Source organism: Nostoc sp., assembly GCF_036917755.1.
Lineage (GTDB): Bacteria > Cyanobacteriota > Cyanobacteriia > Cyanobacteriales > Nostocaceae > Nostoc.
In genome coordinates this window covers 1-22,877 of sequence record NZ_JBALFC010000145.1, presented here as the reverse complement: position 1 = coordinate 22,877, position 22,877 = coordinate 1, and the positions used below count along the sequence as shown (strand labels likewise).

The following is a 22,877-nucleotide window of genomic DNA, read 5'->3' as shown; positions in this document are numbered from 1 at the left end:
GCGTTCGCGTAGCGTTCCGCAAGAAAGGCGAACTTAGTTTGTGCAGTCACGATTTCTAATCGCTAGAGCTACACATACGTTTTAAATCTTGTAAAACTGCGGCGGCTGATTGATAGCGATCGCTAAAATGATAGCAAACCATTTTATCTAAAATTACCGCTAATTCTTCGCTGACTGGCACTGTTTCCCGCCACATCACATTACCCGTTTCTGGATCTGGGTGGAGTTCTTGCGGTGGTATCCCAGTTATGGCTTGAATGCCAATCATTCCTAAAGCGTAAATGTCACTGCATAAGCGGGGATGACCGGCAAATTGTTCTGGAGGCGCATAACCCCGCGTCCCGATGGCTACTGTCGCTAATTCTGTTTGCTCACTACTTGGCGGCTGCATCAATTTTACAGCACCAAAGTCAATCAACACCAGCCGATTATCTTGAGCGCATCTAATAATATTAGTCGGTTTGATATCACGATGAATTACTCGATGCTGGTGAATAAATTCTAGAACTTCTAAAACTTGTTTGAGCATCTCCATGACAAATGATTCATTTTGCACATTTTGCCCAGGTGGTAATTCTTCACTTAGAGTATGTCCCTCGATATATTCTTGAATTAAATAGAATTCTTGGTCATCTTCAAAATAAGCAAGTAGTTCAGGAATTTGATGATGTTTACCCAAAGATTCTAAAATTTCAGCTTCACTATTAAATAACCTGCGAGCAACTTGCAAAAATCGTGTATCTTGACGAGCTGGCATTAACTTTTTCACTACACAAATCGGATTACCCGGTCGTTGAGTATCCTGTGCTAAATAAGTGCGACCAAATCCACCTGCACCGAGAGTTCTAGAAATTTTGTAGCGTCCACTCAAAAGCAAATCACCAGATTTTATTTCTGGTGAATCAATTGGGGGAAGAAAATCAAGATAGGAATCGGGAAGTGCTGTTTTATCTTCTAAGAGTACATTTAATTGGGCGATCGCTTCTTGTTGTTTTTCAACTTGCAGAATAATCACCTGAGTTTGCCACTGATTTTGGTAGCTAGTATAAGCAATCACACAGATACTACTAATCACCAAAGCAAGGGCAGAAGGAATTAATGGCACCCATCCGGCTTGCAAAAACAAAGCAACGCAGATTCCCACTAAGCCAAGTAGAGTTATCGCCACTACCACAAGCAAAAGCAACGGATTTTGCCACCGCCATGCTAAAATACTACCTAAAAGCGACCAGCCCCACACCCAAATAAGTTCCGCCCAGTCGGGCCAGTACCAAATTAGCGATCGCCCATCCAACACTGTACTGATCAGTTGACTTGCTATCTGTGCATGAATAAACAGAGCAGGCATTCTGGCTGGTTGATCTGGTAAAGCGCTGTAGGGCGTATAAAAGCCACCTGGAGCTAGATTAGCTGCCGTAGTGCCAATAATTACAAGACGGTCTTTGACTAAATTGGGATTGACTTGACCACTGAGGACTTGTGAGAGGGTTACTTGGTCGGCGAAGCTGTTGGGGTCACGGTAATTTAATAATATTTGATAGCCATTTGCATCCAGATGTTGATAACTACCAGAATTAGCTTGTAAACGTGGGAAGAGGGTTTTACCTAACTGAAACTCTCCTTTGTTGGTGAACTGGTATTCAATGCCTTGTTTTTCCAGATAATTAATTGCAATTAGGGCACCAAATGCAAACGATGTTGTACATTTTTTGTCTGTAGAGTTAGCAAATAATAAACTTCGGCGAAGAATTTGGTCGTTTTCATTATCAGTAACCACATCGCTAAAGCCAACATTATCTATAGGAAAATTGGGTGGCGGTGGAATTTCATCTCTACCCAAGCTACTGAACAAACAGGTGCTAATAATGTTATCTTGATTTTGGAGATTAGCTGCTAAATTGTCGTCTTCTGGTAGGAAAACATATAAGCCAACAATTCGCGGTTGATAAGACTCTATTTTCTTTAACAGCTGATTGATTCTACGATCTGATAGAGTCCATTTCTCTCGTTTGAGATCCTCATCAGTGATTTTTACCAGCAAAATCCGCCGATCGGGTGGTTGTGCTGGACGCGATCGCAACATCTGGTCATAAACTCTCAACTCCCAAGGCTGCAACCATTTGAGTTCCCGAACTCCCCAGATAAAGGCGGTGACTCCTACACTAGTAACCAAAATAGTTTGCAGCCAGCTTTTGCTCTTGTCAGTTTTACGATAATCCTGAAATTTGACAAAGGGGACACGAAGTTTTTCTAATAGTCCACTAATCACGGCGTTGCGACGGTAGCCTGAATTGGGTAGATGTTGCAGGCGTAAAAGTTAATTTTCAGACTCTAGGTTAAAAGCTAATTAACCTGAACTTCTATTAATGTAGCAATTTACTCGCTGATTATTGGTGTATAGCACTATGCAGCTAATCATCTGCTTCAGATATTTGAGGATCTTCAACAGGACTGGCAATTGGCAAAGAAATAGGATTAGTTGATGGAGTTAGTGAATCTAACTGGGGTTGTTCAACTAATGCTTCGATGCTTGAATCAGCGAAATATGAGCTAAAAATCTGATCATAGTTAGAAGCAACAGCTAAAAAAGCGCCACCCAAAATATAGATAGGTAATGGTAGATTAAATTTTTGCAACCAGTCAAACAGTTCCGCCAAAGCAAACAGCACCAAAAAGCAGGCAAGCCAAACCTTCATATTTTCATCCCCTGGATTGAAACAACTCTATTATTAGCTTAAATAGCTTGGATAATAGTTGATGTAGTACATAATCACCTACCTACAACTTCTATAACCCTAGATAGATGCAGTCAAAGTGATAGTATCTGCTATAGCAATCCTATCTGATTTCTGAAAATTCCAAGGCTCAGATCCCCGACTTCTCTAAGAAGTCGGGGATCTGATTGTTCACGAATGATTTAGGATTGCTATCAGACTCATGCTGAGAACCCCCGGCTAACTGAGGAGCCGTCAATCTTGAAAATCTATAATTTGTAATTGAGGACTAAGCCTACCTGTTGTTTAAGGTGTTCCAAAATGAAGTTACGAGCCACCTTAAGAGATAAATTTCTTTGGATTTGATACCAGTTTTCAATTAACTAGACAAGGGGCTTAACAAGCGGCTTGAGCAACTTGTTAAGCCCCTTATTGAAGCAGTACAGCCAGCCAAGTTAATAGCTGAATAAACCTGCTTCTACCTGTTTACCGTTACTTGATATTAGCAGGTGTGATGGCTTGATATTGTAGAGTAGGAAGAATCGCTTGTTTGATATCTATCTTACGCGAGATGACTTTTTGTGCAAAATAAAAATCAGCAACGCTCTGCTGTTGGGCAATGATCGCAGGTGTGAGTCTTCTCAATCTATAAGCACTACGGCGTACCACCTTTTCTACAATTGATACATCTAATTTCAGATCAGGAGCTAACTGGTTGGCAATTATAGTTGGGTTTTTTTCAGCAAATTCTCCTGCCGTCTCTGCTTCCTCTAAAAACACTTGCACCAATGCCGGATTTTGGGTGACAAATGAACGCCTGCCAAGATAAAATCCGCCTAGAGTGTTAATTCCGGCTGCATTTCTCAAAATCCGAATCGGAGTAGTATTAGTACTTTGCACAACAGCTAAGAACGGATCGCCACCCACCCAGGCATCAGCCTTGCCTTGAAGAAAGGCGTCGCGGGCTTGAGATGGAGTCAAAGCAACGATTTGAATATCGCTAATTTTTAACCCTACCTCTTGTAAAGCTTTTGCTAGTAAATACTGTGCATTCGACCCTACCTGAAAAGCAATTTTCTTACCTTTAAGATCCGCTACTTTCTTAATGGGAGAATTAGCTTTCACTACAATACCTTGGTTTGTCCCATCGGTAGGCGTGCGTCCAGCAATATAGACAAATTGAGGGGCGCCTGGGATTGTGGCTTGGGAAAATATTGGAGGTGTTTCTCCGACACTACCGATATCCACCTTACCTGCATTCAGCGCTTCTATCAATTGCGGCCCTGCTGCAAATGGCCCAACCCAATTCACAGTTACACCCAATGCTTTGAAACGTGGCTCAACAGATTTTCTGGCTTTGACAATATCACCAGAACTTTGATAGGCCAAGTTAATTACTTTGGCGTTTGTTTGCGCTTGGGTGCTTTGCATAAGGCTACCCGCAAAGGGAGATAATAAAGCAACCAGTCCTAGTGCTGAATATTGGACAATACGCTTTAAAACTGTGCGGCGTTGTGGTTGAAATGGCTTGTTCATCAGTTGTGATTTTCCTCGTAAGTTTTAGCTTTTAAGTTGTAACCCATATTCTGCACTTCAAAATGTATTCTATGAATAATTCAAAAATAATTACCAATAATAGTCATGTTATTAAATATTAATACTGACGATTATTAGTAGTTGGGCTATGCTTGTGGTTAGATTGCGTAGGCGCAGCCTGCACTAGGCATCGCTATATTTGCTAATCTTCATATATTACAAAATGAATTGCGGAATGTGGGTTGTAAGTCTTACTTTCAAAAGCAAGTAAGATAATTGGAAGTTGTTCTGTCAACCTCCTAGAACACCAATTTAGTATTAAAACTTGAGATTGCATTAATTCAACAAATCTCTTTTTGGTTTTAGTAAATTGGTATTCTAGTTGGTTTGAAAAAACTTAGCGATCTTTTTAGGTATTTCTAAAATGATTCGCATTTATTAAAAAATCAAGTCTGGAGATTTGTAAAAAGTGGCTTTTCCTCAATTAGGCTTGTTTAGCATGAAGGATTTAAAGGGATTCAGATTTGGTATTGGAAAACTATTTCCTAGTCCCCAGTCTTCATATCTGATTATTTTCTACTTTTCACTTATAAGTGTTGGTGGAGTAATAGCTGCATATTCTTTGGGTGTAAGCAAAGCTTCTTGAACATCAATCTTTTTGGGTAATATTTTTTCCTTATAAAATAAATCTGCAACACTTTGTTGAGCTTTCATTAATTCTGGAGTAATTCCTTTAAGTCGATAATTAGCGCGTCCAGAAATTATTTCTTGAATGGGGAGATCAATTTTAAGTACCGGTGCTATTAGTTTGGCTACCTCTTTACGATTTGCTTCTGCCCATTGACCGTTTTTATCAATCTCTTCTAGAATAATCCGAAGTAATTCGGGATTTTCCTTAGCAAACTGGCGTGTTCCTACATAATATCCACCTGGAGTACCAATATTTGTAGCATCTCTCAGCACACGCGCACCGTGGAGTTTTTCCACTAAAGCTAAGTGAGGATCACCAGTCACCCAAACTGGAATAGTGCCCTGAATAAATGCACCACGGGCTTCGACATTGGGCATACTCAAGACTTGAATATCACTGTATTTCAAGCCGACTTCTTCTAAAGCTTTGATGATAAAATAGTGAGAAGCAGAACCTTTTTGAAAGACAACTTTTTGTCCTTTAATATCAGCTAAAGTCTTAATTGGAGAACCTTTAGGAACTGCGATCGCACTACCTTTACCTGAAGTAGCAGTAATTCGTCTACCAGCAAGATAGACGATTTTCGCACCAGCAGCTTGAGCAAAAATGGGAGGAGTTTCTCCAACTGAGCCAATATCAATTTTGTCCACATTCATCGCTTCCATTAGTTGCGGCCCTTGAGCAAATTGTGCCCACTCAACTTTCACACCCAAGGGTTCCAAACGTTTTTCTAAAACTCTCGTCACCCTAACTAAATCACCAGAGCTTTGATAGCCAATTCGCAGCACTTTTGTTTTAAAAGTTATAGTCTTTGCTCCGGCTGGATCTGCTTTAGGATCAGTTCCTGTATTTGTATTAGATACAGTTGATGTACAACTGATTAAAGTAGTAGATAAAACTAGAAAACCAGGCATTACAAATAAGGCTAATTTACCGATTATTGTTGTCTGAGCTTTCACAAAATTATTAAACATTTTTGCACCTCAAATTTTGATTAACTACTGATATAGAAACATCAGCTAACAACGTAAACTCTCAATTTTTTTAAAGTTGATTACAATTACAGCAGATTTCTGAATTCTGACTGGAGACGCTCCGCCTCCAGTCAGAATTCAGAAATAAAACAGGCTTTATACCTGGCTTTGAGACGAATCGTTGTGTACTTTTCCTTGATATCTGCTGTATTTAGTTATTAGATTTAATGGAATCAGGTGTGAATGCTGCATATTCTTCTGGAGTAAGCACTCCATCTTTGACATTAACCTTTTTTGCTAGACAAGTTGAGGCTCTGCAAAGATTTGAAAAATGCCATAACATTTTTTGTCTATTGAAATTTAAGAATTTTCGTCGCGGCGTTTTTAATGCGTGATCACAACTATCAATTCCAGTCTAAATTTTATCGGATTTGTTCTTTAAATAAAGTATTCATCAACACTAGTTTTAAAATAAAAAAATAATACTTTTAGTTGCTTATCTTTTTATTTTTATCAGCATATAATGTTAAAATTAGACAAGTTTTATTAGGTTTTTATTTATTTATATAAAGATAACTATAGCAATCCTATTTGATTTGTGAGAATTGCAGCCCGCAGATCCCCGATTTCTTTGAGAAGTCGGGGATCTTGTTTTTCACGAATGATTCAGTATTGCTATAAAGCCTAAAAGGGACGACTACCTGCAAGGCTAACCCGCTTCAATACTCGTCGCTCATTTGGATCGAATGCTTGACGGTAATGCAAGGTAGCTTGATTATCCCAGTAGACAATATCACCTACAGACCATTTATGTTGGTAGTAGAATCGGGGCTGATTCAAATGCTGACGCAACTGTTCAATCAGTTTAGATCCTTCTTCCGGCTCTAGCCCGACAATTTCCACTTCCGTAGCAATATCTAAATAAAGATGCTTTTTACCACTCTCTGGATGTGTCCTAACTAAAGGATGGGGAAAGATCGGACTTATTAAAGGAATACTCTTATCTAAACGATACAAAGAGCGGGGTGCATTCCGGTCTTGCAAAAATGGGTTGTAGGTAATTAACTGTAAATCTGCAATTCGTTCTTTGGTGGTTTCATCTAACGCCTCATAGGCCAAATTGGTATTTAACCAATAAGTATCTCCACCTTGAGACGGTATTTCCAAGGCATAAAGAAGCGAACCACTAGATGGGGTGGGAGTCCATTTGTGATCAGAATGGAAAGTGAGTTCTCCAGTGCCGGTATAGCCACCATCGACATTGGAAATCGGAATCACCACCGGAGTTTCTCCTGGTTTAGAAGCCAATACTGGAGTCTGGTCAGATGGTACAAAGAGTGCGCCAAAGTATAACGAAAAGTGCAAAAGTTCTTGATCAGAAAGCTTTTGGTCTTTGAAGATCAAGATATGGCGATCGCGCAGAGCTTCTTTAAGTTGTAAGATAACTTCAGGTGCAATCGGTTGGCTGGCATCAAGATCGGTAACTATCGCTCCCAAAGGCGCATCAATAGACCTAATTTTAACTTTTCTTAAAGTCGAGGTAGACATAACATTTTCCTGTGTTTTAGTTTGTTTCTTATTGGAGATAACTACTTATTCGCTAACACATCTGAAGGAGTAATTTTGGCGTACTCTTCAGGTGTCAAAAACCCGTCTCTAACATTCACCTTTTTGGGGATAAGTCCTAAGCTGTACCACTTGTCTGCAACTTCCTGTTGCTTGATGATCACTTTCTCGGTAATTGGTACCAGCCCATAATCATATTTATCATGCATTATTTCTAAAGTCGGTGGATCTAACTGAGTTACAGGAGCAAGCAGTTGTGCTACTTCTTTGGGATGATCCTTAGTCCAGATTTCTGCCTTTTCTAGCTCTTCTAGAAACACTTTGATAACGTCAGGATGAGCCTGATAAAACTGGCGTGAGGTTGAGTAAAAGTTGCCAGTATCTCGCAACTTACCACCATCTGCTAAAACACGAGCTATTTTCTTTTGTTCATTTCTGGTAGCGAATGGCTCCCAAATATACCAAGCATCCACCTTGTTCTGACTGAAGGCTGCATTTGCGTCTGCCGGTGCTAAAAAAACTGATTTGACATCACTCAGTTTCAGCCCCGCGTCTTCTAATGCCTTAACTAATAGGTAGTGACCGATGGAGGCTTTTTGGAAAGCCACTTTTTTGCCTTTCAAATCGGCAACACTTTTAATCGCAGAGTTTACAGGAACTAAAAGTGAAATTGCTTTACCACTGGGGTGTGTAGTAGCTAGATAAACAAGAGGCGCTCCTGCTGCTTGTGAAAATACAGGAGGTGATTCGGCTGTAGATGCGATATCCAGTCCATTTGCATTCAGAGCTTCTAACTGTTGTGGACCAGCCGCAAACTCAGCCCACTGCACTTTAAAACCCAGAGGCTCTAATCGCTTTTCCAAGGAACCCTGCTTTTCTAAAACTGCTAGAGCAGTAAGTTGTTTTGAACGTACAATCCGCACTACTTGCTTCTCAGTTGACTTTTCTGTAGTGCTAGATGAAGCTACTGATTCAGGGGAAGCTGCCGACTGCTGAGTGTTATTTTTGGCTTCACTACAACTCGATAAGGCCGTTGATAGCATTAAGCAGTAGCCCAGAGCAAACAACAAGGAACGACGTGTTGTTCTCTGGCTTTTCCTGAATTCAAACTTTCCTTTTAAAGCTGGCATGGGTTGTTTTATTTATTTCCCTCTAGGTGGTTAGAAAAATTATGATTAATTGCGATATAAAGAGCAAAAAATCTTATTTATTATTTTAATTTAAAAGGGCAATATTTTTTTTGTAGGTTTAAAAAATTGATTTATGAAATTAGATAAAAGAGTGGGTATTACCCACCCTGCAACGAATCGAGGAACTGAGAATTTAATAGTTAGGATGGCAAAATTTAGGAAGTGGAGCGAGAAAGGCTCACTCCAATATCGTGCTAGTGGGAGATTTAAATTTGTGAATGAAACTTTGTTTTGTTCGTATTCAATTTTGCTAGTGCTTCCAAGCGACTAGGATTGTAGCTTTGAGTTCTTCTGTAAAATGTCCAGACGGCTCAACTGCTAGTAGCGCTTCTCTGAGATCCTTTTCAAATACTGGAGCATTATCGCCATAGAAAATTTTGAGAGAGAAGGCTGTAGTGTATAAGTAACCGAGATAGCTATCGACAGTCCAAGATTTTTCAAATGGCACTTCATAGGTTTCTTGACGAGCAAAAGCCGAATTGCCAATTACGACATCATGGGGAGGATCGACTGGCTTACGAGTGCCTTGTCCTCGTTGTCCAGTCCGCCGCTCTTCACCTAACCATTTCTTCACTACTCCAACAGCAGCTTGTTTCCAAGGTAGATTGCTTTCCCAAGGGTTGTCACCAGTCTGAAGCAGTGCTAATCCACCATCATCAGTAAGCAATTCATAAAGGCGTTCAAGGACTAATTCGCGTTCCATCCAGTGGAAGGCTCTACCAATAGTGGCTAACTTAAATATCCCTAAACTAGAGTCAATTAACTCTGCTCCTTGTTCTAACCAAGTAATATTATTTGCTCCGACTGCTGCTGCTTGTCGTTTAGCTTCTGCAATCATTTCTGGATCGGGATCGATCGCCACAACTTCTTCAAATCTGGTTCGTAGACCAATTGAAATTAATCCTGGCCCAGTACCTAAATCAAGGAGTCGTCCTTGACCATTGAGATTAAATATTTCGGCTAGTTTGTCGAATACAACAGGTGGGTATTTGGTTCTATATTGAGCGTAGCCTTCAGCAGCTCCCTCAAATAAACTTGGGTCGTAGGTGGGAAGTGTTTTTAGTTGAGTCATATCAATTTTGGATTTTGGACTTCGACTTCGCTCAGTCGAACGATTTTAGATTTTGGATTTAGGTAAGTAAGGTGGAGATTAAAGAACACCCACCCTACAAGACAGCGAGTAGACAGCTTGAATATTGGGCATGGGGCATGGGGCATGGGGCATTGGGCATTGGGCATTGGGCATTGTTTATCCCCCTCATCTCCCTCATCTCCCTAAGAATATTGCGTGATGACGGGTAGCTGCTCGTTGAGTAACCAATCGCCGATCGCTCGCAATTTGTAGTCCACAGGATCATGAAGTGTAAAGGTTCGTAAGTCCCGCCAGTAACGGTCAAATCCATATTTGGTTGCTGTGGCGCGAGTTCCCGTAACTTCAAAGATGCGGTTGGTAATATCTATACCTACACGGGTAGCTAATGCCTTGGCTGCGGAAACTGCGATCGCTACTTCTCCCCTTTCTTGATGAGTAAGTTCTGCATCCTTGTCCCATGCTGCTTGCACCTTCTCGGCTGCTTGGTCAGCTAGAGCGATCGCAGCTTGAATTTCCACCCAAAAGTCGCCGTAATGATGCAGAATATATGGGTCTTGAGTAGCACTATCTACCCCTGATGTAATCCACGGTTGAGTAGTAGTTTTAGTGTACTCACGAGCGGCGGCGAAAGCTCCTTTAGTAATTCCCAGATAAACGTTGGTTTTTGTTAGCTGGGCAATAATACCAAGAAAAGTTGAGAAGGCACTATCAGGAGGATTTGCTGCCCCCAAAATCTCATCTTTCTCTACTAGAACATTGTTAAATGTATAACTACCGCTATCAGTGCGACGTTGCCCAATATTATCCCAATCTTGATTGGAAATTAACCCTTCCCTGTCTTTAGGAATTATGAATATAAAAGGCAATTCTACGCCATCTTCTAAAGCGGAGAATACCCGGAAATCTGCAACTGAAATACCCGTACCAAAGCTTTTAACACCATTAACACGAAAATTTTCGCCTTCTGGGTTAATTTTCAGCCTAGTATCCCGCGTATTTATGGCATTTGCCCAAAATAAGTTCTTCTTAGCAGTTTCTCTATAATATTTTTCTTTTTGGGCTGGTGTGCCGGAAACGTGACCCAAAGCTGTCAAATTGAGATGATTACCATATAACTGACCAATTGAACCATCTGCTTTTGATAGTTTTCTGACAATTTTTAAAGCATCAATCCAAGTTGCGCCAATGCCACCATATTGCTTGGGTACAATCAGTGATAACAAGCCACTCTCACGCAGTTTATTAATTTCTTCTTCTGGAATTCCGGCTTGGGCATCCCGTTCAACTGCGGATTTAGCAAGTTCCTTGGATAGAGAAGTTGCTAGGTCAATGTAGTCCTTTGGTTTTGTAATTTCTAGCACCATAATCAAATCATCCTTTTAGGGATTTCAAAGCAATAAATTATCCAAATAAACGAACCGCAGAGACGCAGAGAACGCAGAGAGAGGAGAAATAGAGAGGATTTTTGCGTCAGTTTTGGGATATTTTTTTAACTCTCATTTCTCTGTGTCCTCTGCGCCTCTGTGGTTCGTTATTTAAGAGAAATGTAGAGTGGGCAAAGCCCACGCTACAAGCGAACAGAGGAAATGGAACATGGAACGTTGCAAAGATGGGTATTGGGCATTGGATATGGGGCATAGTCATTCTTTCCCTACTCCCCATTCCCCATTCCCTATTTCCCAGCTAAATATTCGTTTGCGGCTTTCTCAACACCTGTACCCTTGAAGAAGTCTTGATTGAGACTGGTGTACAACTCCAAAGGATGGATTGAGAGGAAGTAGCGGAGGTCTTCTTCGGTAATGATTTCGTGTTCTGCCATTGAGTAAGCGTTGGCAGTAACGGCGGTGATATCTGGCACATCCCAGTGACCAGAATCAGAACCTAAGAATGCTTTAACGCGATCGCCAAAGGGATTAGCTGCACGATTAAAAGCTTGGCTTACACGGGTATCGTCTGATTCTGTACCGAAGTAGAAATGATTCAAGAAGCGATCGCGCACATCTTCTGGTTTCTCAATTCCTGCTAGTTCAAATTCATCAAGTTGGCCTGGATCTTCTGGAGCCAATAGTTGATGGTGGAATCCTAAACCATCACCAATTTTATCTAAGCGTCCATCTACAAGTTCGCCACCGTAACGAGTGTACAACTCTACTAATGCTTCCTTATCGATAATCGCAGGATTGTTATTTGTCAACAAATGTTGTTTGTTGCGGGTTTCCCAGTGCCAAATAATATCAGCGTATAGACTAGCACCCCAAGCTGAACCACCTTCTAAGAAGGCAAACTTTAATTGCGGGAAGCGACGAGTTACACCGCCGAAGAACAGCGATTTGCATAATGCTTCGGCTGCAAAGGCAAAGTGATTAATGTGATTATACTGGGCGTTGGTGACAGATCGCTGAGTTGTCCAACCTTGGCTAGAAGCGTGAGTTGTGGGTACAACTTTCAGTTCTACGCACTTAGCCCAGAATGGATCGTAATCATACTCGCTATCTAAGCCAAAGTTATCAATCCAAACCACTTCGTTAGCGACTTCTTTGCCATACTTCTCAAAAGCAGGAATTGGACGACGAACGTAACCGGGGATTTGAATCGCTTTGAGTCCGAGAACATTCACCGCATATTCCAACTCTTCAATCCCTTCTTCGGGAGTGTGCAGGGGAATTGCGGCAATCGGTGTTAAGCGATCGCTATAAGGGCGGAAAATGTCAGCATGGTAGGTGTTAACTGCCCGACAAACAGCCCGCCGCATTTCTTCATTACCGATATTCGGAGCCATCGTTGCCAAGTTGGGGTACACAACGGCAAAGTCTGTACCGGCTTCTTGCAAGCGCTCATGCAGCAACTTCGGTAAGCTAATCGTAGCTAAATTCAAAGTATTTTTTGTCGGACGACCCCACCAGTTAGGGCGATTGGTGCGATAAGCAAAACGTTCTTCCCAACTTTGCTTGTACCACTTAAAGCGGGAAGCTCCTGGTAAATTCTCTTTGAAACGTTCAACAAGTGCAGTTCCACCAACTTGCTCTAAATAATCCAAGACTGCTGGTTCAAATTCCTGGGTATGTACATCAGTGTCAATGATCGGATAACCAAGTTTTTCCCGAATCTGAGCAGACCTAGTTTTTTGTGGGCGGTCTAAAGCGATCGTCATGATAGTTTACCTCATCAAATGTTTATAGGCATTGGCAAAGAAGCGATAAATCGCCGTCAAGAATCAATCCTTTGTAGAGACGGCGATTTATCGCGTCTCTTTTGCAGCCAAAAATTCATCTGCGGTTTTCTCCACAGCCGTACCTTTGAAAAAGTCACGATTCAGACTGGTGTACAACTCCAAGGGATGAATTGATAGGAAATATTGCAAATCTTCTTCAGTGATAATCTTGCGTTCTACCATTGAATAGGTATTAGCAGCGATCGCAGTAATATCAGGTACGTCCCAGTGACCAGAATCGGAACCCAAAAAGGCTTTAACACGATCGCCATAAGGATTAGCTTTGCGGTTAAAAGCTTGAGCTACACGGGTATCATCTGATTCTGTCCCGAAGTAGAAATGATTCAAGAAGCGATCGCGGATATCCTCTGGCTTCGTAACTCCGGCGACGGCGAATTCATCCAAATCACCTGGTTCTAGGGGAGATACTAAGTCAGCGTGGAAACCTAAACCACTGCCTAGTTGATCCAAACGACCATGTACTAGTTCACCACCATAGCGGGTATATAGTTCTAGCAGTTCTTCATAATTAACATTGCCAGGATTGTTGTTTTCCACCAAATGGTCTTTATTTCGGGTATCCCAGTGCCAAATTAAATCGGTGTACAAACTAGCACCCCAAGCTGAACCTCCTTCTAAAAAGGCAAACTTGAGTGTGGGGAAGCGGTGAGTGACACCACCAAAGAATAGAGATTTACACAGTGCTTCCGCAGCTGATGCAAAGTGACCAATATGGTTGTATTGGTAATTGCTAATGGAACGCCGATTGATCCAGCCCATACCGGAAGAGTGGGTGGTGGGTACAACTTTCAGTTCTACGCACTTAGCCCAGAAGGGATCGTAATCATACTTACTATCCAAGCCAAAGGTATCAATCCAGATAGCTTCGTTGGCTACTTCTTCGCCATACTTCTCAAAGGCGGGAATCGGGCGGCGAATATGTCCGGGGATTTGAATTGCCTTGAGTCCCAGCACTTTCACCGCATATTCCAATTCTGCGATCGCCTCTTCGGGCGTATTCATGGGGATGGAAGCAATGGGTGTTAAGCGATCGCTATAAGGGCGGAAAATCTCAGCGTGATAAGTGTTAGCTGCACGACAAACAGCCCGCCGCATTTCTTCATTCCCAATGTGTGGTGCCATCGTTGCCAAGTTGGGGTATACAACGGCAAAGTCTGTCCCCGCTTCTTGTAAGCGTTCGTGCAGCAACTTCGGTAAGCTAATGGTAGCTAAATTTAAAGCGTCGTTAGTAGGACGAGTCCAGAAAGGAGGGCGGGCGGTGCGGTTAGCGCGGCGTTCATCCCAAGATTGCTTGAACCATTTAGAGCGTGATGCACCGGGTAAGTGTTCTTGAAAACGCTCTGCGATCGCAGTTCCAGCAACTTGCTCTAAATAGTCCAAGAATGCTGGGGGAAACTCTTGGGTATGTACATCGGTATCAATGATCGGATAACCCAGTTTTTCCCGAATTTGAGCAGACTTAGTTTTTTGTGGACGGTCTAGTGCAATAGTCATAGCATTTTACCTGGAGTTTTCAAATTGATTGGTCAGGAAGGAAGCAGCAAGCCTTTGAGCATATAAGTTGAGCCTTTGAGCCTGGGAGTTGAGCCTCTGAGCCTGGGAGTTGAGCTTCTGAGCCTGGGAGTTGAGCTTCTGAGCCTGGGAGTTGAGCCTTTGAGCATGGAAGTTGAGCCTCTGAGCATGGAAGTTGAGCCTCTGAGCATGGAAGTTGCACCTTTGAGCCTGGGAGTTGCACCTTTGAGCCTGGGAGTTGCGCCTTTGAAAAACTTAATTACAAAAATCTGTTTCTCTTGCTCAGAAAAGTTACTGATTTTTGCCTCCTCTGCTCCTCCTGCTTCCATATTTGGAATAGCAGATAAAATTCAATGCAGTTAAGTTAAACATTTCTTCCTTCTCTTCCCTCTCTTCCTTTGCGTCCTTTGCGTCCTTTGCGGTTCGTTAAAAGAAATTGACTTTGACAAAGAATTAAGCCTTAACCCAAGCGTATTGAGATAAAATTAACGCTGTTGTTTGTTCACAATCCAATCACTTAATTTAAAGTTCGACTTTGCTAAACCCTGTGAAACTAAAAAATTCTTAGTCCCCTCTACAAGTTTCACGCCCTCGGCTGGTAATGGTTCTTCTGATATCTGTTTGAGTGGTAACGATACTTTGATAATATCGATGGGATATTTAGTAATTTGGGCGTGATACTGATAATATTCTTCAGAATTAGCTTTTAAATCCTTAGCTGCTTCTGTCAAGATTCCGTTAAATTTATTTGGAAAATCAGGTTGTTTCGCCAAAAAGCTTTCAGTCGCTACAACTAATGATGTCCCTGACAAACCTTTATGATTCGCCGAAGAATCAATTACTGGAAACCCTTGTGATTTCAGAAAAGGCCCCAGATCACTTGAAGTTGCATAAGCTGCGACATCGCCACGTTCTAAAGCCGCTTTTGCCTCAGTAGTCATTAAGTGGACAACTTTTACATCCTTGGCAATTTTAGCTTCAGCTAACAGACCCAACAGGTATCGATGCATATAAGAGCCTTTTTGGGTAGCTATTTTCTGACCTTTAAGTTCAGCGAGCGATCGCGCGCCATTCTTTTTCGCCACTAACCACGCGGTTGTATTAAACTGAGTAATCCGCAGCAGTCGGGTTTCAACACCCCTAGCTCTCAGAACTATGGCTGGTGTATCGCCTAAAGAGCCAACATCTAATTGACCTGCGACAAGCGCCTCATTTAGATCCGGCCCGTTAGGAAACCTTGCAAAAGTAACGTTTTTAAATCCCGCTTTTTGCAACTCACGCTCTAATATCCCCTTCTTCTTTGCCCAACCAAGTGGCCCTGTAGGTTCTGAACTACCTACATAACCTATTCGTAGGGTAGAAATATTGTTAGATGCAGCTACAGCACTAGCATTACTGGCTTTATTGGCATCAATGGATTGAGCCGATTTAGTTTCGCCTTGGCTACACGCTGTAGTCAGTAGCAGTAGGACACAAGCCACTGAGGTTGATAATCTTGAAGGAAGTTTATTTTTACTCATAGAACCTGTTCCGACTGCGATCGACAGCATGACTTTTTTCTCCGTATATGCCGTGTGCGACTTTCTCTCAAACCTAACCCCCAACCCCTTCCCTACTAGCGTTGGGGAGCAAGAATCAAAGCCTCTCTCCCTGTGGGGGAGAGGTTTGGAAGCGGGGTTCTAAGGATAAGTTGCACATCGCATTACTATTTCATCTGCTTGAGAATTTGGAATGTTTGATCGGCTTTTGCTGTTGATGTGCGTTTATGTCCCCAACCAACGTTTTCACGGTAACTACCCAGTAACCCGACTTCTGCCAATTCTGCCTCGTTGACTGAAGTCTTCATATCGCTTTCTGGTGCAACATAAAGAGCATCAACTGGACAATACAATTCGCACATATAACAGGTTTGGCAGTCACTCTGTCGGGCAATGGTTGGCGGCGCATCTGGCACACGGTCAAACACGTTGGTCGGGCAAATGTTCACGCAGATATTACATTTTATGCACCGCGAATCGCTGACCAACTCAATCACACTGCTGCTCCTATTTTAGATAAAGACTTTTCTGTACTCTGTAAAGGCTGACTCTTCACCCAGACTTGATCTAATCCGCCACTAATCAGGTGATGTTGCTGGTTTGCATCAAGTTCGGGATAATCTAAGTGTCTGTGCATACCACGAGTTTCTTTACGTTCAATGGCACTGCTATACATCCATCGCGCTGTGGCTACCATCGCCGCAGCTTCTCGCGCCCGGATTAGCTCTTTATCTGATGTTACCTGGCTACTGCGGAGTTCTTGCCAAAGATAATTTAACTTACCCAAAGACTCGGTTAAGCCTTGTTCTGTACGGAAATAATTCTTTTCGTAGGGGAATACTTCAGCTTGAACTGCCTGAATCACTTCATCAGTTGCTAAGGTTTGAGAGCGATCGCTCCCACTCTGTAATCCTACCTCTCCAACACCATGAACGCGGCGTTGAGTTTTATTTTCCCCCAAACTGCGGGTATATTCAGCAGCCGATTTCCCTGACCAATAGCCAGAAGATATTGCCCAAGCTGCATTATGGCTACCACCACCAGTAAATCCGCCACAAATCAGTTCGCGTGTTGCGGCATCTCCAGCCGCATAGAGTCCCCGTACAGAACTGGCACAACTCTCATCTACAATCCGAATTCCCCCCGTACCGCGCACAGTTCCTTCTAGGCGCAGAGTCACAGGGAAACGTTGAGTAAATGGATCAATCCCTGCACGGTCAAAGGGTAAAAAGAAGTTGGGCTGTGCTAAACGCATAGATGGCCGCATCGATTCCGCCGCTTTGTCTATGATGGCGTAAACTGGCTGTTGCAGTAATGTCTGGGCAATTATTGAACGTCTATGAGAACTTGCCCCCGGAATCACAGTCCCGTCTTCGTAGGTGAAGGTTGCCCAATTATAGAACAGGGTTTTGGTAACTGAAGAAAAGGCGGGAGAGATGCCGTAAGCATTGGAAAATTCCATACCCGACATCTCAGCACCAGCTTCCGCCGCCATTAAATAACCATCCCCTGTCAGGACGTTGCATCCTAACGCTTTACTGAGAAATGCACAGCCGCCAGTTGCGATAATTGTGGACTGCGATCGCACTAGCCATTTCTCACCAGTCTGACGGTTCACACCTGATGCACCAGCAACGGCACCATCCTCATCAACCAGTAATTCTAAGGCGGGGCTGTTGTCTAAAATTTTGACTCCAGCCCGTTGAATTTGCCGCCGCATCAGCCGCATATACTCCGGCCCTTGTAGCGATCGCCGATAGGGTTTACCTTCATCGTCGGTAGGAAAGGGATAACCCCACTCTGCTAACTGATTAACGTTTAGATAAGTCTGATTCAGTACCCGATCCATCCAGTTGCGATCGGATAAAAACCCACCCAAAGATTCCCGACTTGCCTTTGCTGTTTCTCGTGCTTCTGGGTCAGGTGGCACATACCACACACCATTACCAGATGCCGCAGCACAACCAGTTGTGCCACAATATCCTTTGTCTACAAGGATCACCCTAGCTCCATTTGATGCAGCACCCCATGCCGCCCAAGTTCCAGCAGGTCCACCTCCAATCACAAGCACATCTGCTTCTAAGTCGAGTTCAAAATCGGTTGTTAACGTCTTCAGCATCTACAATTTCCCCCCATCGATAAAGTCTTAAGCATCAAGTCTTCACCCCATCGATGCTGCAAAATATTTATAAACCTGTTTGTCTATCTACTTGACGGGTTACTAGTTGCCTTAAATTGTGGCTCCTTAAGACAGGTTGCCACTAGATTGGCATCCATCAACTACTTTAACTTGATCGATAAACCGTAGTTTATGACATAACAAAGCTTTTCACAGTTTTCGACAAAAAGCAAGCATTTTAACAAACAAATTCAAACATAAAGTTATGTAAATAAATTTGGTTATCTCTCCCAATGGATTTGCTTTTTAACGTGAGTTCGATAGGATTCGGAAGAACCCGCTTCCATTCCTCTCTCCGCTTCGGGACTACGGTGTACACACAAGTCCTAAAAACCTAGCTTGATGAGGCTTTACTCGTTCCCAGTGTCCGACTGGGAATGCATTCATTGAGTCTCTGACTCAATTTCTGACTGGAGGCAGCAGCCCCTAATCAGGCATTCCCATGCTCTTCATGGGAACGAGATACGAGATAAATAACGAAAGTTACCCTCTAGATTCGACTTGTGTGTAGACTGTAGCGGCTTCGGGGAGAGGCTTAAAAACCGAATGGCACGCTTGTAAAGCCCAAAGGCTTGTGTTACCTCGTTAAGAGTCTTAAGACTGGGAACATATTCAAAAGAGGGCTGCTGCCTCTTGTTAAGAAAGAGGAGGCTCCGCCTCCGAAGATGGATTCCCAGTCTGGAGGCTCTTAAGCAGTCAGGGCAAGGGCTGTATCTTAACTTAGCGCCATTCGCTTAAAATCTAAAGAGAGTACGAACCCAGGCAAATAAACTATCAGGATTGCTGGAATCAGAGTTCGGTGCAGTAATCCAGATCAAACCCGGCGTAATCTCAATATTATCTCCGATTTTATATTGGTAGAATGCCTCAACGTGCAGGGAAGTATCTTTGTCCGCTTGTCCGGCACCTGCTCCCAAATCTACACTCTTGCTGAGACTGATCATTTTCGGCTCCATACCAACTAAAACCCCCCCTAGAGCGCCTTCCTTAAAAAGATCGGGGAATGCCACTCCTACCGCCCAATCCATCGCTTCGCCATCTCCGTGTCCCAAATAGCGGTGTGCTGCATAACTTACCCACCCATTGATTGCCAACTTGGAACTAATTTGATAGAACGCCTGTAGACCATAAAGGTTGCCCACAGTTCCCGCTCCGGCCACGGTGCTGTTTACCAGGTTACTCCCGTCTGCTGGACCGAAGTTTGTTCCACTAAAACCGATGGTATTTGGTGGGCTATAGGTATTAACGTAAGTTGCCGCCACCCGAAAATTCCGATTAGAAGAGTAGTATATTAACTGTGCTAAAGCTAAATACCTGCCTTTAAATAAGCCATTATTAGGTGCAGGATTGTTACCGTTTGGTGCACTGTACGCTAATCCTAATTGAACCTGTTTGCCTAATCCCTGGAGTATGGCAATTCCCGGACCGCTATCTCCATAGTTATAGACCAAAGACCGCCGTGAAAATCGTGAAATCCCATTAGCACCAGTTACAGAAGATGATTCAAAATATGGGTTAATCGGGCCAGAAAGACCTATTTCACTAGCTCCATCAGACAGAGGATAAATGTTGACTTGGGTATTTGGATAAGGTAGAAACCGATAGCGGACACCAGCAAGAGTAATAGTGTTGCGTGCAAAAGTAATACTGGAGTTATCAGCAGTTCTCCCCTCATAAGTTCCCAATAATCCAGCTCTTGTTTGTCCCAATGATTCAATATTTCCACCTGAGAGTGTTATACCTAGTGAATCTTTACCGTTAAAACTGGTGTTTAACCGTAAAGAAGTTGAACCTTGAAGTGTGGGATTGTGAGCTGCGGGTGTCTTGGTGACGACATTATTGCCCGCCAGAACTGAGCCAAGAACAATCTGGCCTCGACCGATAAGTTTGGTTGTGGTCGAAAACTCAGTTGCTTCTAACTTCGCAGTTCGCGTTTCTAAGGTATCTACGCGTCCCCGAAGTTGAGCAAGTTCTGGAGAAAATTGTTCTTGTAACTTTTTGAGGGTATCCAAGTCTTCCCGTTTAACTAAATCTGTCGTTGAAGTCCCAATTAGCTCATTGATGCGATTTAAAGCTGCATTCAATCCAGCCGCAAATTCATAGCGCGTTAAAGGACGATTCCCTTTAAATGTGCCATCTGTATATCCTGTAATTACACCGTAGCGCTCAACTAGAGACTGTAATGCTTGAAATGCCCAATCTGTCGGCTTAACATCTGAGAGTTGTGAGACGGATGTTGCTTGTCCCGCAGCATTATTTGGAGCTTTTTTACTAGTTGGCGGTGCAACTTCCAACAATTGCGATACAGGTGTCACTTGCCCTGTTACATTATTTGTAGCCTTTTTATCACTTAACGGTGCAATTGAAGTGTCTACTGTTTGATTGATAACTGCTTCTGGAGCTTTTTTCACTTCTATTTGGACAGTAGATGCATCAGATTTAGGCAGTTCAGCTTTACTTTGTGCCGGATAAAAAACCAGGAGAATTAGAATATCTAGCAACGAAAGCAGGAACATTAGGCATCTATAATTCCAGCGAAAATTCGACATGACTCCTCAACTCCTCAACCTTAATGATGAATAACCTAGCTCTAAGTTGGACAGATAAATCAGCAGAAATATTTGATGCAATGTTGCTGCTAAACCATTAGAGAATAACCTTAGTAAAGGTTTCACTATGGAGAAAAGTAGTAATCTCCTATAGATATCGAAACCAGTATTAAGCAGCTGAATTTTGAATCCAAAAGTCGCAGTAAAACCCCCTTTGAAATCCTGTTTTTATTGGTTATAGTGTACAAAGTTAATCAATGGTTATTGACATTGACTAAAGTTTGATTTGGATTCAATTTATTATCGAACAGCAATATTGACGCCAGTCGTCAGAATACAGGAAAGGTATTCTGTAGGAAAAAGCGGATGAATAACCGGCGTTTTTGCACCCCCACCAAATCGTAGATTTGGTGGTCAACTTTCGTAGTGGCGGGTCCCAATCCCCGACTGAAAGATTGGTGAATTCTGAATTCTGAATTCTGAATTCTTCTTCAATTGCCAATTAACATTAGCTGAAAACACTAATTTGCAATCAGCTATATTTTGACAGCATCAATTGTCAGTTAAATACGATAAGGCGATAGAATTACCGTACTTTGTGTAGAATTATCTTTGCATAGAGCTTGCTACAATGCAAGACCCAGTATTTCTTCATGAGGTGAAAATATGTCAAAATAATTGGGTAAGTCAGATGACCAACTGCGATCGCCGCAGATAGTCAGACTTGCGGCGAACATCCACAGCAAGTAGCACACAAGTAGCACAAAAGATTGCCCAAGTCCGAAAATTAGCGGCTGAACGATGCACAACAGTGCGTTTTGGGATTTGCTTGTATGTAATTAATTTGCGATCAACCGAATCTGCGGTTTGGGATACTTGTGGATGAGGATGAGGATGAGGATGCGATCGCTAATGTTCTAAATTATCTAGTTTGTCAGAATTGTTCGTTGAGTTGGGGGATTTGGAATATAAACCACCTACCTCAGCCAAAGTATAGAGGGGTCTAGCTTTAACTTCTTCGTAGATGCGCCCGATATATTCGCCTAAGATGCCAATTTAATGTGAAGCTGCATATAACTGGAGTTTAGACTAAAAGCGATATGAGAGAACGCAAATCAAAAGGAATTAGAGGTTAAAAATATTATCTTGTCAGCCTTAAAACATCCTGACCTTTACCCGCATTTCTCACAAGCTTGAAATAGAGAGGTGCAGGGGAGCAGGGGAGAATTCAATGTGCCTTGTTTTTGCCCCTTTGCCCCTCTGCCCCTCTGCTCCCCTGCACAAGGTTTTGAGAGATGTCGTGAGAAATCCGGGCTTTAACAATTATTGTGTAGTATACCTGCTCAGAAAATAATACAATAATGATAATCATGAAAAGGGTGGGAGAGAAACGAGCGACGCTCGTTTCTCTCCCACCTCCCCCTATTTGATTATCATTATTAGATAGAGATTAGATCGGGAATGATCAAGAAAAAAAGGGGTGTCTGATTGAATACAGTCCCCCTTTTAGTAGAAGGTGAGAAAAGAACTACCATTACTCACCTACCAACATGAAAAATGCCAGACTTGAAGAGTTTCGTCAAGTAGCCTACAAATATTTAGGTAGAGGCAAAGATGCGACCTTTGAATTAACAGATGCCATATTGCTGACCCGCAATATTTATTCCTTAGCAGACTTATCCTTATCACCAATATTCAGACGCAAGTGGCCAAGTATTTATGAAGCGCTACAAGATAGCAGACCACAGCGACAGAAATTGATGCAGCTATATATCAAACAGATCCCAGCAGAGGGACGACCGTTGTTAGCAGGAGATCACACAAACTGGTCACGCCCAGATGCAGTAACACTACAAGAGAGGACTTACGAACATAGTGGCACATCCATAGCAGGAAATAAACCGATTACCATTGGTCAAGGATATAGCACAATTGCCTGGATACCAGAAAAATCAGGTAGTTGGGCATTACCTTTGAGACATGAACGGATCACAAGTGGCGAAAGTCCGAAAAATCTGCATTTCCGTAAAGCGGTGACGCGTCCGATGTCACTTTTAAGAGTTGAACGTCTTGATGTTCAAGGTAATCAACGAGTATCGAAAC

At 42.6% G+C, this 22,877-nt stretch carries 17 protein-coding genes; 1 reads left to right on the top strand and 16 read right to left on the bottom strand.

What is annotated here, in order from left to right; translation table 11 throughout:
- Positions 1 to 55: 55 nt before the first annotated feature.
- The 16 genes from V7L05_RS30935 to V7L05_RS30860 all read right to left on the bottom strand — a co-directional run bounded on the left by V7L05_RS30935 (position 56) and on the right by V7L05_RS30860 (position 20,741).
- The gene (locus tag V7L05_RS30935) at positions 56 to 2,269 is read right to left on the bottom strand and encodes a CHASE2 domain-containing protein (protein WP_335169961.1); all 2,214 of its coding nucleotides are present in this window, start codon (positions 2,267 to 2,269) and stop codon (positions 56 to 58) included.
- Positions 2,270 to 2,411: 142 nt separating this feature from the next.
- Positions 2,412 to 2,696 carry a hypothetical protein gene (locus V7L05_RS30930; RefSeq protein WP_335169960.1) on the bottom strand — a complete coding sequence of 95 codons (285 nt, stop codon included), beginning with the start codon at positions 2,694 to 2,696 and terminating at the stop codon, positions 2,412 to 2,414.
- A 510-nt stretch (positions 2,697 to 3,206) separates the two neighbouring features.
- Positions 3,207 to 4,250, bottom strand: coding sequence for an aliphatic sulfonate ABC transporter substrate-binding protein (locus tag V7L05_RS30925; protein ID WP_335169958.1), 1,044 nt, complete (start codon positions 4,248 to 4,250; stop codon positions 3,207 to 3,209).
- 576 nt (positions 4,251 to 4,826) lie between these two features.
- Positions 4,827 to 5,915, bottom strand: a complete 1,089-nt coding sequence (locus V7L05_RS30920) for a sulfonate ABC transporter substrate-binding protein (RefSeq protein WP_335169955.1) — start codon at positions 5,913 to 5,915, stop codon at positions 4,827 to 4,829.
- Between the two features lie 684 nt (positions 5,916 to 6,599).
- Positions 6,600 to 7,463, bottom strand: a complete 864-nt coding sequence (locus V7L05_RS30915) for a TauD/TfdA dioxygenase family protein (RefSeq protein ID WP_335169953.1) — start codon at positions 7,461 to 7,463, stop codon at positions 6,600 to 6,602.
- A 41-nt stretch (positions 7,464 to 7,504) separates the two neighbouring features.
- Positions 7,505 to 8,611 (bottom strand): aliphatic sulfonate ABC transporter substrate-binding protein, encoded by a 1,107-nt coding sequence (locus V7L05_RS30910; RefSeq protein WP_335169951.1) that lies wholly within the window; start codon positions 8,609 to 8,611, stop codon positions 7,505 to 7,507.
- A gap of 310 nt (positions 8,612 to 8,921) precedes the next feature.
- Positions 8,922 to 9,743, bottom strand: coding sequence for a class I SAM-dependent methyltransferase (locus V7L05_RS30905; protein ID WP_335169950.1), 822 nt, complete (start codon positions 9,741 to 9,743; stop codon positions 8,922 to 8,924).
- Positions 9,744 to 9,946: 203 nt separating this feature from the next.
- On the bottom strand, positions 9,947 to 11,128 hold the full coding sequence (locus V7L05_RS30900; RefSeq protein WP_335169947.1) for an acyl-CoA dehydrogenase family protein: 1,182 nt from the start codon (positions 11,126 to 11,128) through the stop codon (positions 9,947 to 9,949).
- 106 nt (positions 11,129 to 11,234) lie between these two features.
- On the bottom strand, positions 11,235 to 11,426 hold the full coding sequence (locus V7L05_RS30895; protein WP_335169945.1) for a hypothetical protein: 192 nt from the start codon (positions 11,424 to 11,426) through the stop codon (positions 11,235 to 11,237).
- Between the two features lie 10 nt (positions 11,427 to 11,436).
- Positions 11,437 to 12,915 carry an amidohydrolase family protein gene (locus V7L05_RS30890; RefSeq protein ID WP_335169944.1) on the bottom strand — a complete coding sequence of 493 codons (1,479 nt, stop codon included), beginning with the start codon at positions 12,913 to 12,915 and terminating at the stop codon, positions 11,437 to 11,439.
- An 87-nt stretch (positions 12,916 to 13,002) separates the two neighbouring features.
- Complete coding sequence (locus tag V7L05_RS30885; protein ID WP_335169942.1) at positions 13,003 to 14,490, bottom strand: amidohydrolase family protein; 1,488 nt, start codon at positions 14,488 to 14,490, stop codon at positions 13,003 to 13,005.
- A 32-nt stretch (positions 14,491 to 14,522) separates the two neighbouring features.
- Complete coding sequence (locus V7L05_RS30880) at positions 14,523 to 14,837, bottom strand: hypothetical protein (protein ID WP_335169940.1); 315 nt, start codon at positions 14,835 to 14,837, stop codon at positions 14,523 to 14,525.
- A 156-nt stretch (positions 14,838 to 14,993) separates the two neighbouring features.
- Positions 14,994 to 16,058 carry an ABC transporter substrate-binding protein gene (locus V7L05_RS30875; protein ID WP_335169939.1) on the bottom strand — a complete coding sequence of 355 codons (1,065 nt, stop codon included), beginning with the start codon at positions 16,056 to 16,058 and terminating at the stop codon, positions 14,994 to 14,996.
- 155 nt (positions 16,059 to 16,213) lie between these two features.
- On the bottom strand, positions 16,214 to 16,543 hold the full coding sequence (locus V7L05_RS30870; RefSeq protein WP_335169937.1) for a 4Fe-4S binding protein: 330 nt from the start codon (positions 16,541 to 16,543) through the stop codon (positions 16,214 to 16,216).
- Entirely contained in the window at positions 16,540 to 18,165 is a 1,626-nt protein-coding gene (locus tag V7L05_RS30865; protein WP_335169935.1) for an FAD-binding protein, read from the bottom strand. The genes V7L05_RS30870 and V7L05_RS30865 overlap by 4 nt, the downstream gene beginning before the upstream one ends.
- A 794-nt stretch (positions 18,166 to 18,959) precedes the next feature.
- On the bottom strand, positions 18,960 to 20,741 hold the full coding sequence (locus tag V7L05_RS30860; RefSeq protein WP_335169933.1) for an iron uptake porin: 1,782 nt from the start codon (positions 20,739 to 20,741) through the stop codon (positions 18,960 to 18,962).
- A gap of 1,583 nt (positions 20,742 to 22,324) precedes the next feature.
- Between V7L05_RS30860 and V7L05_RS30855 the strand changes: the two genes are divergently transcribed.
- Positions 22,325 to 22,877, top strand: a 553-nt coding sequence (locus V7L05_RS30855; RefSeq protein WP_335169931.1) for a transposase, incomplete at its 3' end; no start/stop codon positions are given.

Excerpts from the sequence above, each read along its gene's own strand:
- V7L05_RS30930 (WP_335169960.1), bottom strand. The coding sequence starts at position 2,696 with ATGAAGGTTTGGCTTGCCTGCTTTTTGGTGCTGTTTGCTTTGGCGGAA.
- V7L05_RS30925 (WP_335169958.1), bottom strand. The coding sequence starts at position 4,250 with ATGAACAAGCCATTTCAACCACAACGCCGCACAGTTTTAAAGCGTATT.
- V7L05_RS30920 (WP_335169955.1), bottom strand. The coding sequence starts at position 5,915 with ATGTTTAATAATTTTGTGAAAGCTCAGACAACAATAATCGGTAAATTA.
- V7L05_RS30915 (WP_335169953.1), bottom strand. The coding sequence starts at position 7,463 with ATGTCTACCTCGACTTTAAGAAAAGTTAAAATTAGGTCTATTGATGCG.
- V7L05_RS30910 (WP_335169951.1), bottom strand. The coding sequence starts at position 8,611 with ATGCCAGCTTTAAAAGGAAAGTTTGAATTCAGGAAAAGCCAGAGAACA.
- V7L05_RS30905 (WP_335169950.1), bottom strand. The coding sequence starts at position 9,743 with ATGACTCAACTAAAAACACTTCCCACCTACGACCCAAGTTTATTTGAG.
- V7L05_RS30900 (WP_335169947.1), bottom strand. The coding sequence starts at position 11,128 with ATGGTGCTAGAAATTACAAAACCAAAGGACTACATTGACCTAGCAACT.
- V7L05_RS30895 (WP_335169945.1), bottom strand. The coding sequence starts at position 11,426 with ATGGGGAGTAGGGAAAGAATGACTATGCCCCATATCCAATGCCCAATA.
- V7L05_RS30890 (WP_335169944.1), bottom strand. The coding sequence starts at position 12,915 with ATGACGATCGCTTTAGACCGCCCACAAAAAACTAGGTCTGCTCAGATT.
- V7L05_RS30885 (WP_335169942.1), bottom strand. The coding sequence starts at position 14,490 with ATGACTATTGCACTAGACCGTCCACAAAAAACTAAGTCTGCTCAAATT.
- V7L05_RS30880 (WP_335169940.1), bottom strand. The coding sequence starts at position 14,837 with ATGGAAGCAGGAGGAGCAGAGGAGGCAAAAATCAGTAACTTTTCTGAG.
- V7L05_RS30875 (WP_335169939.1), bottom strand. The coding sequence starts at position 16,058 with ATGCTGTCGATCGCAGTCGGAACAGGTTCTATGAGTAAAAATAAACTT.
- V7L05_RS30865 (WP_335169935.1), bottom strand. The coding sequence starts at position 18,165 with ATGCTGAAGACGTTAACAACCGATTTTGAACTCGACTTAGAAGCAGAT.
- V7L05_RS30860 (WP_335169933.1), bottom strand. The coding sequence starts at position 20,741 with ATGTTCCTGCTTTCGTTGCTAGATATTCTAATTCTCCTGGTTTTTTAT.